General features: G+C 49.2%; 12 protein-coding genes and 1 tRNA gene. 4 read left to right on the top strand and 9 right to left on the bottom strand.

Going from position 1 to position 14289, the window contains the following annotated elements:
• The first annotated feature begins 10 nt into the window (after window positions 1-10).
• Complete coding sequence (locus CVU71_00660) at window positions 11-508, top strand: hypothetical protein (protein PKN20340.1); 498 nt, start codon at window positions 11-13, stop codon at window positions 506-508.
• Window positions 509-548: 40 nt separating this feature from the next.
• On the opposite strand, the gene CVU71_00665 is transcribed toward CVU71_00660, so the two are convergent.
• The 6 genes from CVU71_00665 to CVU71_00690 form a co-directional block, all read right to left on the bottom strand.
• Entirely contained in the window at window positions 549-971 is a 423-nt protein-coding gene (locus CVU71_00665) for a hypothetical protein (GenBank protein ID PKN20341.1), read from the bottom strand.
• The gene (locus CVU71_00670) at window positions 968-1180 is read right to left on the bottom strand and encodes a hypothetical protein (GenBank protein PKN20342.1); all 213 of its coding nucleotides are present in this window, start codon (window positions 1178-1180) and stop codon (window positions 968-970) included. Before CVU71_00670 ends, CVU71_00665 begins: the two co-directional genes overlap by 4 nt.
• Window positions 1147-1221 (bottom strand) — tRNA-Lys (locus CVU71_00675). Before CVU71_00675 ends, CVU71_00670 begins: the two co-directional genes overlap by 34 nt.
• A gap of 71 nt (window positions 1222-1292) precedes the next feature.
• A complete protein-coding gene (locus tag CVU71_00680; GenBank protein ID PKN20343.1) occupies window positions 1293-2591 on the bottom strand; it encodes an adenylosuccinate synthase in 1299 nt (432 codons plus the stop codon).
• A gap of 10 nt (window positions 2592-2601) precedes the next feature.
• Window positions 2602-4185: a phosphoglycerate dehydrogenase gene (locus CVU71_00685; protein PKN21021.1), complete on the bottom strand. Its 1584-nt coding sequence runs from the start codon at window positions 4183-4185 to the stop codon at window positions 2602-2604.
• Between the two features lie 23 nt (window positions 4186-4208).
• Complete coding sequence (locus tag CVU71_00690; protein PKN20344.1) at window positions 4209-5336, bottom strand: phosphoserine transaminase; 1128 nt, start codon at window positions 5334-5336, stop codon at window positions 4209-4211.
• Between the two features lie 283 nt (window positions 5337-5619).
• On the opposite strand from CVU71_00690, the gene CVU71_00695 reads away from it, so the two are divergent.
• Both CVU71_00695 and CVU71_00700 read left to right on the top strand, forming a co-directional pair.
• The gene (locus tag CVU71_00695) at window positions 5620-5955 is read left to right on the top strand and encodes a cupin domain-containing protein (protein PKN20345.1); all 336 of its coding nucleotides are present in this window, start codon (window positions 5620-5622) and stop codon (window positions 5953-5955) included.
• A 14-nt stretch (window positions 5956-5969) separates the two neighbouring features.
• Entirely contained in the window at window positions 5970-7157 is a 1188-nt protein-coding gene (locus CVU71_00700; GenBank protein PKN20346.1) for an MBL fold hydrolase, read from the top strand.
• Window positions 7158-7267: 110 nt separating this feature from the next.
• On the opposite strand, the gene CVU71_00705 is transcribed toward CVU71_00700, so the two are convergent.
• From CVU71_00705 to glyQ, 3 genes are all read right to left on the bottom strand, one after another.
• Window positions 7268-9568, bottom strand: a complete 2301-nt coding sequence (locus CVU71_00705; protein PKN20347.1) for a pilus assembly protein — start codon at window positions 9566-9568, stop codon at window positions 7268-7270.
• Window positions 9569-9699: 131 nt separating this feature from the next.
• On the bottom strand, window positions 9700-11772 hold the full coding sequence (locus CVU71_00710; GenBank protein PKN20348.1) for a glycine--tRNA ligase subunit beta: 2073 nt from the start codon (window positions 11770-11772) through the stop codon (window positions 9700-9702).
• Window positions 11773-11788: 16 nt separating this feature from the next.
• Window positions 11789-12661 carry a glycine--tRNA ligase subunit alpha gene (gene glyQ, locus CVU71_00715; GenBank protein ID PKN20349.1) on the bottom strand — a complete coding sequence of 291 codons (873 nt, stop codon included), beginning with the start codon at window positions 12659-12661 and terminating at the stop codon, window positions 11789-11791.
• Window positions 12662-12942: 281 nt separating this feature from the next.
• On the opposite strand from glyQ, the gene CVU71_00720 reads away from it, so the two are divergent.
• Window positions 12943-14100: an NADH-dependent alcohol dehydrogenase gene (locus CVU71_00720; GenBank protein PKN21022.1), complete on the top strand. Its 1158-nt coding sequence runs from the start codon at window positions 12943-12945 to the stop codon at window positions 14098-14100.
• Window positions 14101-14289 lie beyond the last annotated feature (189 nt).

Here is a 14289-nt window from a genome sequence, read left to right on the forward strand (position 1 = left end):
AGGTTTGGTTATGGACATAAATGAGCTGAAACGTCATAACTTATTAAGATTAAGTAAGCAACGCAATGTGGATGAACCTGCCCGTCTGGCCAGAGTGCTTGGTGTGTCAACGCAGCACGCATCTCAATTATTGCTTGGCAAAAGTTCGATCGGGCAAAGGACGATTCAACGGCTGTGTTTGATCTGGAGTATAGATGAAACTGAATTTGTTTCAGCCGGGAATGAAAATACGGAAATAAAAGGGCCGGCGCCGTCATGGGAAATGAAGATGATTGTGGAAGCGATGAATAAACGGATGGACGACCAGGAAACCCGGATCACAGAGCTGGTGAAAGATATGGAACGGTATCGGAGCGATAATCAAAAGACTACGGAAATCATAAACCTCCTGAGTGCCGCTGTGGCAGGCATAAACAGCATGCTCGATAATATCAACGGCGTCGTTGCAAATATGGAATCACGATTGATTGACGCGATAGAAAGTGGTGATCTTAAAGCGAGGCATTGAAAACCCGAAGTGTAAGTCCCGCGTTGGTAGCTTGTTATATCTATTTTTTATTCCACTCGCATTTCTTTTCAGTCCAGGCGTCTGTGTCTTCTTCGAATTTAAAAAGCTTGCCGTCCTTTTTGCGAATGTATCGAAATTCGTTTATGCGTGCACCCTGGGTAACAACAATGTATTTTCCACCGGTACCCTCTGAAGTAATCTCTTCCCATTGAGCCTCAAATTCCGACGGTCCTCCGCCCTTTACCCGACGCACTTCCCGTTCTTTTATCAGCTTTACGGTGATAGGGCCGCTGCCGTTCTGGTAGAGAACATACCCCTTATCAGGCTTGTCAGTCTGGAACACAAACTGAAGCTTGAGAGGCGTCTTGACGCCAATTGATTTAAGGCATCTAAAATCGTTTTCAGCCGCCGCGGCGGAAGTACAAACCAGGATTACCATCAAGACGCCAAACAGTTTATTCATTTTCCCTCCGGCACGATTTGTTGCGGAACAATTTTTTTCGTGCAGAGAGTATATGAAGAAAAGATGTTATTCGTCAATTTAATATTGATTGCCGATTGACAGAAGGTTGGTTCTGAAATTTCTGTGGATATCAGGGATATCAAAAAAAAGGTTCCCTTTCGGGAACCCTTGATTCTGGTGGGCCGTGCGGGGATTGAACCCGCGGCCAACGGATTAAAAGTCCGCTGCTCTACCGCTGAGCTAACGGCCCACTGTTTCTGGCGTTATTTAAGAACAAGGCTCTCTAACAGCTAGTCAGGTGTGTGTCAAGAAGAAACTGAATTATTTTTCAAACGGATTTTCCATCTGAATGGTCTCTTCACGCCCGGCGCCGACGGATACAAGCGCCAGATCGGCTCCCGATAATTCTTTCAAGCGCTGGAGGTATTTCTGTGCGTTGGCGGGAAGGTCGCTGATTTTTTGCGCGCCGGCAATATCTTCCTTCCATCCGTCAAGTTCTTCATAAACCGGAACGCAGGATGAAAAAATGTTCATGCTGGCGGGAGCGGCCTCGGTAAATTCACCCTGGTCCGACTGGTAGCCGACGCAGATTTTGAGCTTGTCCAAACCCGTTAAAACATCCAGCTTTGTGATGGCAAGCCAAGCAATTCCGGATACTCGAACGGCTTGACGCACCAGAACCATATCCAGCCAGCCGCAGCGACGCTTGCGGCCCGTGGTTGCGCCGAATTCCTGGCCGACTTTCTGCAGATGTTCGCCGATGCCGTCTTTTAATTCCGTCGGGAAAGGGCCTTCTCCGACGCGGGTCGTGTAAGCTTTGCAGATGCCTACCACGGCGGAAATCGTATTGGGACCGATCCCGCTGCCGCAGGCGGCGTTGCCGGAAACCGTATTGGATGAGGTAACGTAAGGATAGGTTCCGTGATCAATATCCAAATGGCAGCCCTGTGCGCCCTCGAAGAGGACTTTCTTGCCTTTTTTAATTTCATGATCCAGAATCAGTGATGTGTCCGCGACGTAGGGTTTAATCTTTTCAGCGAAAGCCAGATATTCATCGGCAATGGCTTCCGGATCCAGCGGTTCAGCACCGAAATAATTTTTCAGCAGGAAATTTTTTTCTTCAAGGCTTTGGATCAATTTCTCCCGGAACAGATTTGTTTCATAAAGGTCGCACACGCGGATGCCCGTGCGGGCGACCTTGTCTTCGTAAGCCGGGCCGATGCCACGACCGGTTGTGCCGATTTTTTTGCCCGCGCTGCGGGCTTCACGTGCCTGATCGATGCTGCGGTGATAGGGCATAATGACATGCGTTTTTTCACTGATATAAAGCTTTGTTGAAGCGGGCAACAGACCGCCTTCGTTCAGCTCATCAATTTCCTGAAGAAAAACTTTCGGGTCAAAGACAACGCCGTTGCCGATAATGCAGATCTTATGGTCATGCAAAATCCCCGAAGGAATTAAATGCAGAATCGTTTTTCTGCCGCGAACGACAAGCGTGTGACCGGCGTTGTTGCCGCCCTGGAAGCGGGCGACAACATCCGCTTCACTTGTGTAAAGATCAACAATTTTTCCTTTTCCTTCATCACCCCATTGAGTGCCTACAACCGCAACATTGGCCATAATTCATTTCCTACATTTTTATGGGTTTGATGGACAATACATGCGGTAATTTACGCAGTATCTCCAGTACATCGGTTCCTACAGCGGAGTCCGTATTCAGAATAACCAGCGCCTTTTTCGCCTGAGCGTCGCGGCTCAGATGCAGACGGGCGATGTTGACATTATGGTTGCCCAGCGTGGTTCCAAGATTGCCGATGACGCCCGGCTGATCGTCGTTGGAAACAGCCAACAGATAACCTTCGGGTATGATTTCCAAGGAGAATTCATTGACCCGGACGATGCGCAAATCATTTTTACCGAAAACTGCGCCGGCAGTGCGGCTGGTTTCCTTTGAGGTCTTGATGGTCACCTCAATCATGTTGTTGAAGTCTTTGGTTTCAGAGCTCTTCACTTCGACAATCTTGATCCCTCTTTCTTTGGCGATAATCGGCGCGTTGATATAGTTGACGGTTTCATAGAGAATCGATTCCAGAAGTCCCTTGATCAGTGAAATAGTAATGGGCGCTACGTTGTGATTGATAATTTCACCGCTGTATTCAATGGTCACTTCCTGAACTGCGCCGGTCAGTAACTGTGCCTGGAAGGTGCCCAGCTTTTCCGCCAGATCCAGGTAGGGATGAATAACAGCCATAACGTCCGCGCTCACCGAGGGGAAGTTGACCGCGCCTTTAATTTCGCCGGTAACGAAGTAAGCGGCAATCTGATGGGCGATGGCAATGGCCACATTGGTCTGCGCCTCATCGGTTGAGGCGCCCAGATGCGGTGTGCAGATGACATTGTCCAGTCCAATCAGATCCATGTTTTTGGTCGGTTCTTCTTCAAAAACGTCAAGGGCCGCCCCTGCTACTTTGCCGGACTGCAATGCGTCGTAAAGCGCTTTTTCATTGACGATGCCGCCACGGGCGCAGTGAATCAGGAAAACACCCTGCTTCATTCTGGCAAAAGAATCGGCATTGACCAGATCTTTTGTTTCCGGCATCAGGGGCGAATGGATGGTAATGAAATCGGCATTGGCATAGAGTTCATCCATGCTGACCAGCTTTACACCCATTTGTTCCGCCACTTCCGGAGAAATAAACGGATCACAGGCAATGACGTTCATCTTCAGTCCCATGGCGCGGTCGGCCACGGCGGCGCCGACACGCCCGAGGCCGATGATGCCCAGGGTTTTGTTGCAATACTCGTTGCCCATGAATTTGCTTTTTTCCCAAAGGCCTGCTTTCATGGATGCCGTGGCTTGGGGGATTTTGCGGGCCAGTGACAGCATCATGGCAACAGCGTGTTCGCCGGTGGTGACGGTGTTGCCGCCCGGCGTGTTCATGACAACGATGCCGCGTTTACTGGCGGCGGGAATGTCGATGTTGTCGACTCCCGCGCCGGCGCGGCCGATGGCGGAAAGTTTCACGGCCGCTTCGATAATTTCGGCCGTGACTTTCGTGGATGAACGAACGATCAGCGCATCATAATCTTTAATGACCGCTTTTAATTCATCCGGCTTCATGCCGGTTTTTACATCCACTTTGATGCCCGGCGCATTCCCCAGAATCTCTGCGACTTCGGAAGCCATGGAATCACTGACTAACACTCGTTTCATAACATTTTCCAAAATGTTTTAAGTTAAAGGTTTTTCACCTTTTCATTGAAGACTTTTTCGAGCTCGGCCAGCGCCACTTTGAGATCAGACTCTTCAATGGTGGGGCCGCACCAGAAACGGTAACCGGCGGGTGCATCCTTGTAAGAGTTGATATCGTGTGCGATATTTTTCTTGCTCAGGTCTGACGTAATGCTTTTCAGGAATTTGCCCTTTTCATCGGCGCCCATCGCCTGCACTTTGGGATGCGTTACGGAAAGGCAAACGGACGTGTTGGAGCGTACTTTAGGATCATCGGCCAGAAATTCAACCCAGTCTGTTTTTGCAACCCAGTCTTCGACCACTTTCAGGTTGGTCTGGCTTCTTTTGATCAAGCCGTCAAGCCCGATTTTACCCGCCCAATCCAGAGCATCCAGATAATCTTCCACACAGATCATCGACGGTGTGTTGATGACGTCGCCATCGAAGATCGCCTTATTGATTTTGTCGCCTTTTTTCAGGCGGAATATTTTCGGCATCGGCCAGGGCGGTGTGTAGGATTCGAGACGCGCAACGGCTCTGGGGCTCATCACCATCATGCCGTGTGCGGCTTCGCCACCCAGACATTTCTGCCATGAGAAGGTTAGAATATCGATTTTGCTCCAATCGATTTCCATGGCAAACGCGGCGCTGGTCGCATCGCACAGGGACAATCCTTCACGATCGGCGGGAATCCAGTTGTAGTCGGGAACTTTCACGCCGCTCGTGGTGCCGTTGGCGACAAATACCACATCGCTTTTCCAGTCGACTTTGCTGAGGTCAGGAATCTTGCCGTAGTCGGCCTTAATGATCGTGGGATTGAGTTTAAGCTGCTTATTGACATCCGTTGCCCAGCCTTCGGAAAAACTTTCCCAGACCAATACGGTAACCGGTTTGGGGCCTAACAGTGACCACATGGCACATTCAAAAGCGCCGGTATCGGAAGCCGGCAGAATGCCCACAAGGTAATCTGACGGAATGTTTAATATTTTTCGTGTTTCATTTGTTGCTTTGACGATTCTTTCTTTTCCCAACGCGGAACGGTGTGAGCGGCCGGTAGGCGCGCTCTTCAGCGCGTCGATATTCCACGCTGGCCTCTTGCTGCAAGGGCCGGAACTAAAATTGGGGTTTGACATAAGTAACCATCCTTAAAATAAATTTTCTAAATTTTGGCACTTTCATACCAGTATTAAGCTCTTTTCTCAAGAAATTTAAACTGTAATGACCATCGAATGACCGACGGTCGAGACGGATACAACCTATATATTCGATAAATCAACATAATAACAAATTTTGACTTAAATCAATTACAATATTGGAGATTTGTTTTATGAAAATATTAAAAAATGGCATGATGAAATATTAATATTCGTGCATATAATCATCAATAGTCCGGTTCCGAAACGAAAGGAGAAAAATATGCCTGAAAAATTAGCACAAATTGGAGATCTGACCCAAGCTTTTGTACTCAAAGATATGGCTGTCTGGCAGGAGCATTCCGTTGTCAGCCGGGAAATTATCCGGAAACCGTCCGGGACGATAACGGTTTTTGCGTTCGACAAGGGTGAGGGATTGAGCGAACACACGGCGCCATTTGACGCGGTTGTGCATATCCTGGAAGGTGAAGCTGAAATTCGAATTGAAGGCAAACCCTATTTGGTCAAAGCAGGAGAAATGATCATTATGCCGGCTGCCAAGCCGCACGCGCTTCATGCCGTAACAAAATTTAAGATGTTATTGATCATGATCAAATAAAAAGGAGGGATGATATGAAATTTGAAATCACGCCAAACGTTCACTGGGTCGGTAAGATTGACTGGGAACTTCGCAAATTTCATGGCGAGGAGTACTCCACGCATCGCGGTTCGTCTTACAACGCCTATCTGGTCAAAGATGAAAAGATCGCGCTGATTGACACCGTCTGGCGGCCCTTTGCGAAAGAATTTGTTGATAACCTGGCGAAGGAAATGGATCTGAACAAAATCGATTACGTGATTGCCAATCACGCAGAGATGGATCACTCAGGGGCGCTGCCGGAATTGATGCGCCGTATTCCCGATAAGCCGGTTTACTGCACGGCCAACGCCGTGAAGTCCCTCCGGGGACATTACCATCAGAACTGGAATTTTCAGGTGGTAAAAACCGGCGACAGACTAAGTCTGGGCGGGAAGGAACTGATCTTTATCGAAGCGCCCATGCTGCACTGGCCGGATACCATGATGGAGTATCTCACAGGCGACGCGATATTATTTTCCAATGACGCGTTTGGCCAGCATATTGCGAGCGAGCATATGTTCAATGATCTGGTCATACCGTCCGAACTTTTCGAAGAGGCGACAAAATATTACGCCAATATCCTCACACCGTTTTCACCGCTCGTGACGAAGAAGATCAATGAAGTGGTCGCATTGAATCTTCCGCTGAATGCCATCTGTCCAAGCCATGGCGTGATCTGGCGGGTTAATCCGCTGCAGATTGCGCAGAAATATCTCCAGTGGGCGGCGGACTACCGGGAAAACCAGATTACGATCATTTACGACACCATGTGGGACGGCACACGGACCCTGGCGGAAAACATCGCCAAAGGCATCAAGCAGGAAGACGACAAGGTGACGGTGAAGCTCTACAACATCGCCCGCAGTGACATCAATGATGTGGTGACTGAAGTCTTTAAGTCCAAAGCGATTCTGCTGGGTTCACCGACCATCAACAAAGGGATTCTTAACGCGATGGCGGCGCTTCTGGAAATGATCACCGGGTTGAAATTCAAAAACAAAAAGGCAGCGGCGTTCGGCTGTTATGGCTGGAGCGGCGAGAGTGTCAGGCTTTTAAGTGATCACCTGGTTCACGCGGGGTTTGAAGTCGTTGGTGGCGGTCTGAAAACCATGTGGCAACCGGGCGAGGAGGAACAGTTGCAGGCGCTGGCTTTCGGGAAGGACTTTGCGGGAAAGGTGTGAACATCAGGTTCTGAATGCTGAAAGATATAAATGCAGGGGCGGGGGCTTGCCATTCTTTTGTGGTGGCAAGACCCCGCCCCTTTGATTGCGGAACATTGATCTTTGAAAAATTATTTAATGCAAACCCGGCGAACTTGTTTGAAATCCGTGATGCCTTTGAGCGATTTTTGGATTCCGTCCTGGAGAAGCGTTGTCATGCCTTCCTCCATGGATTTGGCTCGAAGAACTTCCACAGGTTCTTTTTTCATGATCAGCTTTTTGATCGTATCGGTGGCTATGACCAGTTCGTGAATGCCCATTCTGCCTTTGTAGCCGCTCTTATCGCAGGCATCGCATCCTTTGGAGCGGTAAAGTTTAAAATCAGCGTTATACGAAACGCCGAGTTTAGCGAAATCTTCAGCGCCGTATGCCAGAACAATTTCATCGTATTCCTCTTTTGACGGATGATATTCTTCTTTGCAGCTTTTGCAGAGCGTACGAACAAGGCGCTGGGCGAGAATACCCAGCAAAGCATCGGCGAAGTTCAGCGGATCGATGCCCATGTCCAGCAGACGGACGATGGTTTCCGGAGCGCTGTTGGTATGCAGTGTGCTGAAAACAAGATGCCCGGTAAGTGACGCTTCGACGCCCGTTTTTGCCGTTTCATAATCGCGCATTTCACCAACCATGATGACATCAGGGTCGGCACGAAGGAAAGCGCGCATGGCTGCCGCAAAATCAAAACCGATTTTGGCTTGCACCTGCACCTGGCGCAGTCCGTATTGTGTGATTTCCACCGGGTCTTCAGCGGTCCAGATTTTTCTATCCGGCGTGTTAATATGGTGGAGAGCTGAATGGAGCGTAGTTGTTTTACCGGAACCGGTCGGACCGACGACTAAAATCATTCCATAGGGTTTGGTGATCACATCCACCATTCCGTCATAATTGCGTTTCAGGAGACCCATGCCGTCCAGAGGGAGCATGGTGTCACTTTTGGCCAGAAGGCGCATGACGATGTCTTCCACACCGCCCTGAGTGGGAATGGTGGCTACGCGCAGCTCCAGGTCATCGCCGGAGGCTCGCCGGAATTTGATTTTGCCGTCCTGCGGTTTTCTTTTTTCGGTAATATCCAGGTTCGACATGATCTTGACACGCGAGATCAGCGCCTGCCGGTAACTGAAAGGAAGCGCCTGGTAGATGGCACAGTCACCGTCAACGCGGAAACGGATTTCCACATTTTTTTTACCGATATTGGGTTCGATATGAATATCAGACACCCGTCGGGCGGAAGCATCGTTAATAATCTTATTGACAAGCTGCATGATGACGCTGTCGGATTCCATGACCGCTTCGCCGCCTTCATCATCCGCCACACCCTGATCCTGGTCATCCATCTGCCCCAGCAGTTCCGTGAAAGAATGCTCGTCTTCGGGGGAATGAAAAAAGAGGTTAATGTATTTTAAAATATCTTCAGGCAGGGCGACGTCATACTTCACTTTTTTTGTTTTCAAAAGGTTTTCAATGGTGTCTCTTTTCAGGACATTGTTGGGATCATCGACAATGACGTGAATATTGGTGTCAATTTTTTCCAGAGGCACCCACAGTTCACGCTGGAGGTAGTCTTTCTTCAGGTTCAGAATTAAATCGCCGGGGATAATTATTTTATCGTTATAATCAATAAACCGGCAGCGGTAAAATTCTTCAAAGGAGTGGCCGATATCGTCCTTGGAAATTTTGTACTTCCGCATCAGATATCGCTCGACGGATTCCTTTTCATTGCGCGCCTCCTCCCAGGCCGCTTCCAGTTCTTCCTCTTTGAGCAGACCGCGGGTAATCAGAAAATCGAAGCGTGTCTTACGGCGGCGTTCCAAACGTTGCTGATTATAAAAGGCAACGCCTAAAACTTCGACGATTTCCATAACCAGTCCGACTTCTTCTTCGGTGAATTTGCTGTCTCCCTTTTTTTTGTTGAGGATCTGGATAACGCCCATGAGCTGATCTTCGTAAAAAATCGGAGCGGCAAAAATCTGTTTGGTTTTGAACCCCGATTTTTTATCCCAGCTGGAATCGAAAGTCAGCTCAAAATCAATGGCCTTGAGTTCCGCCTGATTGTAGGCATCCTTGATATTAACAACATTGAAGGTATTGGCGACATATCCGGCAATGCTTTGATTGCTGATCGGGACGCGAATTTCCTTAAGCTGAGAACCCGCCATGAACATGGAATATATTTCGTTGCGGGGTTTGTCGACAACATAAAGTGTAATGGAGTATGCGTTGAATAAGTTCAGGATGCCGTCTTTTAAATCAACCAGTATCTGCCGGAAGTTCTTGGCCGCATGGATGCGGTTGGTGATTTCCTGAAGACTTTTACGCAATCGCAGCTTTTCATCCATGCTGGTTATTGTGTCGGTTTTATCCAGAGGACTCATGTGGAAGATTCTCCGTAATTCTTTATTCTATGTTGAAAACGCCGTTATCTTAGCAAGCACTTAAATGAATGTCAATCAAACTGATATTTGCGTTATGTGCCCGAAAAACTTGCGATAAACCTGTCAATCAATCAGCCGGCGGTTACAATTTTCGAAAAATCAGCAATTTTATGAAACAGCGCCGATATCTCCGAAAGAAGTGATAAACGATTGAAACGGATTTTTTCATCTTTGTCCATAACCATAACGTGATCAAAAAATGCATCCACGGAAGGACGCAGTGCGGCAAGTTTGTTCAATGCGGCGTTGAAGTCTTTTTCAGCGATGCCTTTTTCTACACGCAGTTTAATATTTTCCAGTGCCGAAAATAATTTGATTTCCGCGTCATGGGAAAGCAGGTTGACGTCAACCTGACCCTCGTGAAAGTCCTTGAGAATATTATCCACCCGTTTGAAGGCGACCGAGACAGGTTCAAATTCCGGATTCTGCCGGAAAGCCGCGAGCGCCTGGATTCTTTCGATAACCGAGACAAGATCGTCGATGTCCGTGGACAGAACCGCGTCCACTGTATCGTAAGCACAACCCTGGGCGATCAGTTGATTTTGCAAACGGCCCCTGAAAAAATCCAGAACGTCTCTTCTAATATCTTCGGCCGGTTTTTTGAGAACGTCTTTCATTGCCGCCAGACTCTCATCAACCAGAAAGTTAAGACTCAGAGCATAGCGGCGCGATAAAATAATATTAATAACACCCAGCGCCTGACGACGCAGAGCATAGGGGTCCGCTGTTCCGGTTGGAGGCATTCCCACGGCGAAAAAGCCGACAATGGTATCGATTTTATCGGCAATGCCGACAATGGCGCCTTCATCCGTCCGGGGCAGGTCGCCGCCGGCGACAATCGGTAAATAATGTTCATAGATGGCGTTGGCAATCTCTGGTTTTTCGCCGGCTAACAGCGCGTACTCGCGGCCCATAATGCCCTGGAGCTCCGAAAATTCACCCACCATGAGTGATTCCAGATCAGCCTTGGCTAAAAGCGCGGCACGGTCCACATTCTTCTTGACGGCCGGCTTGACTTTGGCGGCAATCTTGACCGCCAGCTTGCGGAAGCGCATCACTTTCTTATGCGACGTTCCCAGCAGCGTGTGAAAGACGACTTTCTTAAGAGATTCCACCCTGTCTTCCAGAGGAACTTTCTTGTCTTCCTCAAAGAAAAACGAAGCGTCGGCCAGGCGCGCCCGCAGCACTCTTTCATTTCCGCTGGCTACCACAGCGATGTCACGGGCTTGGGTGTTGCTGACTGCGATGAAGTAGGGCAACAGTTTGCCCTCGTCATTGATGACGGGAAAATATTTCTGATGGGAGATCATCGTGGTGGTGAGAACTTCTTTAGGGATATTTAAATATTTTTCATCGAAGTGCCCGCGCACAATGACCGGATATTCGACAATGAAGCTGATGGTTTCCAGCAGGTCTTCCGTATAGAAAAGTTTTCCGCCGATTTCAGCTGCCGCCTTCCGGGCTTCTTCGAGAATTAATTTTTTTCTTTCAGCGGGATCAACGATCACGAAATTTTCTCTGGCTTTGTTCAGATAATCTTCAAATCCTGAAACAGCAAAAGGAGCGGGACTCATGAAACGATGACCGCAGGAGGTATTTCCGCTTTCAATATCTTCAATTTTCAGGGGAACAATTTTGCCGCCGTAAAGAGCCAGCAGCCAGTGAACAGGGCGGGCAAAACGCAAGTCGTAAGCAGCCCAGCGCATGGATTTTCGAAAAGGGATGGTGACAAGAAAGTTTTTGAGAATGTCCGGAAGCAGTGTCTCAGTCGGCTGGCCTGCGATGGTTTTACGTGAACCCAGATACTCGCCCTTGTCGGTGACGATGGTTTCCAACTGAGAGACTTCCATGCCCTGGCCCCTGGCGAATCCCAGCGCGGCTTTTGTCGGTTGGCCGCTTTCATCAAACGCCGCCTTTTTGGACGGTCCCAGCTTCTCGATAGTCTGATCTTCCTGTTTCGGCGCTAAATCCGTGATCGTGAGCAGCAGACGTCTCGGCGTGGCCAGGCAGCGGACGCCTTCAAAGGCGATGCGTTTTTCCGTAAGTGTTTTGCGGATGATGTCATCCATATCAATGACGGCCTTGGATAAAAACGCGGCGGGAATTTCTTCGGTACCAATTTCAAACAGCAGTTCGTTACTCATTTTGTCTCCAGATATTTTATGAGTTCTTTAAAAGGGGATATCCCAGTTCTTCACGTTGTTTCATGTAGAGTTCTGCGCTCAGGCGCGCCAGATTTCTGACCCGGCCGATGTAGCTTGTGCGTTCGGCCACGCTGATTGCGCCGCGGGCGTTGAGCAGATTGAACGTGTGCGAGCATTTCAAACAGTAGTCATAGGCGGGCAGCGCCAGATTTTTTTCGGCGATGCGTAAGGCCTCTTCCTCATACATGTCAAAGAGTTTGCGCAGCATGGGAATGTCGGCTACTTCAAAGTTATAGGTGGAAAACTCCACTTCGCCCTTGTGGTGGACATCGCCGTACTTGACTTTATCGGTCCACTGCAAATCATAGACATTGTTGATGCCCTGAATATACATGGCGATGCGTTCCGTTCCATAAGTCAGTTCCGCGCAGACGGGGTTGCAGTCGAAGCCTCCTACCTGCTGGAAATACGTGAACTGCGAGATTTCCATGCCGTCCAGCCAGACTTCCCATCCCAGTCCCCAGGCGCCCAGTGTCGGAGATTCCCAGTCGTCCTCAACGAAACGGATGTCGTGTTCCAGCGGATCAATGCCGAAGCTTTTAAGCGAGTTGAGGTAAAGCTCCTGGATATTGACAGGCGAGGGTTTCATGATCACCTGATATTGGTAATAGTGTTGAAGCCGGTTGGGATTTTCGCCGTAACGGCCGTCGGTCGGCCGCCTTGACGGCTGCACATAAGCCACGTTCCATGGTTCCGGTCCCAGCGCGCGAAGGCAGGTAGCGGGATGAAACGTTCCCGCGCCGACTTCCATATCATAAGGCTGCTGGATGACGCAGCCCTGAGAATGCCAGTATTGTTCAAGTGCAAATATTAATTCCTGAAAAGTCACAATGTCCTCCTTAAAGGGTTGCCAGAAAGAAGCTCAGACCCGTCAAGCGGATCCGCCTCTCAAATAATCCTAGGCTACCTAGCACGAAAGGGCGATGGGGTCAATATTAAAGGGCAAAAGACCACACAGCTTTCGGTGTATTCCGGCGTTTCAATGAGTCTTGACGAATGTGAAGATAAGACGCCACCGTTTTTTTATTGACATCGCTAGGCAACTTTTCTATGAATGAGCAAGTGCGGCAAGAAATAAAAAAAATCCTTGAAGACAATCAAAGGGTAAACATGTTTAATTTTATATTTCACAATCCCACCCGGGTTTTATTTGGTAAAGGCAGCGTTAATCAGATTTCCGGCGAAATACCGAAAGACGCCAGAGTCCTGATTACCTATGGCGGAGATAGCGCCAGACGCTATGGCGTACTGGAACAGGTGAAGGCTGTTTTGTCCGGTTATGACATCACCGAATTCGGCGGTATCGAACCGAATCCGGAATATGAAACGCTTCTGCAAGGGGTGTCCATTGCCCGCGAGAGGAAGATTGATTTTCTGCTGGCGATCGGCGGCGGTTCTGTGATTGACGGAACCAAGTTCATGTCAGCCGCCATTCCTTTCAATCTTGATCCGTATCTTTTGCTGGATAATGCGGGAAGCGCCATTACAAAGTCTTTGCCTGTTGGTGCCGTGACGACACTACCGGCCAGCGGTTCGGAAATGAATAACCGGGCGATTATTACGCGCAAAGCGGTTATGATGAAACGGGGCATCATGAATCCATTTTTGTTTCCCCAGTTTGCCGTGCTGGATCCCACGTTCACGTATACGCTGCCGGCAAGGCAAATCGGCAACGGGGTGGTGGATACCTTTGTTCATGTGCTGGAGCAGTACATGACCTACCCGGTTTCCGGGCATGTTCAGGATCGCCTGGCGGAAGGACTGCTGCTGCTTCTTCTTGAAGAGGGACCCAAGGCGCTTGCGGAACCTGAAAATTATGATGTGCGCGCCAATCTCATGTGGGCTGCCACCCTGGGGCTCAACGGTCTCATTGGTGCGGGCGTTCCTCAGGACTGGTCCGCTCATCGATTGGGGTATGAGTTGACGGTTTTATACGGGATGGATCATGCCCGGACACTGGCGGTACTGGTGCCGGCCATGCTCAAAGTCCGTGCACGTGGAAAAAGGCAAAAACTGTTGCAGTATGCAGAGCGCGTCTGGGGAATCGATTCGGGAAATGAATTGTCGCGAATGGATGCTGCGATTGATAAAACCCGCCTGTTTTTTGAGAGCATGGGTTTGCCGACATCTCTCAGCGGTTATGGTGTTGTGAATGTTGACATTGAACAAGTGATGGAGTTGCTTGCGGCGCATGGCATGGTCAACATGGGTGAAAACAGGGATGTCACACTGGACATGATGCGTGAAATACTGAGACGCTGTTCATAAATAAGCGGACGCGTTTGAAGTAATCCATCAAAGCGTTTTCGATAATGCATGGTATTCTTCCGGACATTGGCATTGCTGTTCTGGCTGCGACGCTATGAGGATTCATCTTCCAGCCATGCCGGCAGCGATCGGTTCATCTTCCGTGTTCTGATCGGTTTGGGTTTTTTTGCGCTGCTGGGCTATCCCCCT

The organism is Deltaproteobacteria bacterium HGW-Deltaproteobacteria-6 (genome assembly GCA_002840435.1).
GTDB lineage: Bacteria > Desulfobacterota > Syntrophia > Syntrophales > Smithellaceae > UBA8904.

Excerpts from the sequence above, each read along its gene's own strand:
- CVU71_00700 (PKN20346.1), top strand. The coding sequence starts at position 5,970 with ATGAAATTTGAAATCACGCCAAACGTTCACTGGGTCGGTAAGATTGAC.
- CVU71_00685 (PKN21021.1), bottom strand. The coding sequence starts at position 4,185 with ATGAAACGAGTGTTAGTCAGTGATTCCATGGCTTCCGAAGTCGCAGAG.
- CVU71_00660 (PKN20340.1), top strand. The coding sequence starts at position 11 with ATGGACATAAATGAGCTGAAACGTCATAACTTATTAAGATTAAGTAAG.
- CVU71_00695 (PKN20345.1), top strand. The coding sequence starts at position 5,620 with ATGCCTGAAAAATTAGCACAAATTGGAGATCTGACCCAAGCTTTTGTA.
- CVU71_00710 (PKN20348.1), bottom strand. The coding sequence starts at position 11,772 with ATGAGTAACGAACTGCTGTTTGAAATTGGTACCGAAGAAATTCCCGCC.
- CVU71_00690 (PKN20344.1), bottom strand. The coding sequence starts at position 5,336 with ATGTCAAACCCCAATTTTAGTTCCGGCCCTTGCAGCAAGAGGCCAGCG.
- CVU71_00720 (PKN21022.1), top strand. The coding sequence starts at position 12,943 with ATGTTTAATTTTATATTTCACAATCCCACCCGGGTTTTATTTGGTAAA.
- CVU71_00705 (PKN20347.1), bottom strand. The coding sequence starts at position 9,568 with ATGAGTCCTCTGGATAAAACCGACACAATAACCAGCATGGATGAAAAG.
- CVU71_00665 (PKN20341.1), bottom strand. The coding sequence starts at position 971 with ATGAATAAACTGTTTGGCGTCTTGATGGTAATCCTGGTTTGTACTTCC.
- CVU71_00680 (PKN20343.1), bottom strand. The coding sequence starts at position 2,591 with ATGGCCAATGTTGCGGTTGTAGGCACTCAATGGGGTGATGAAGGAAAA.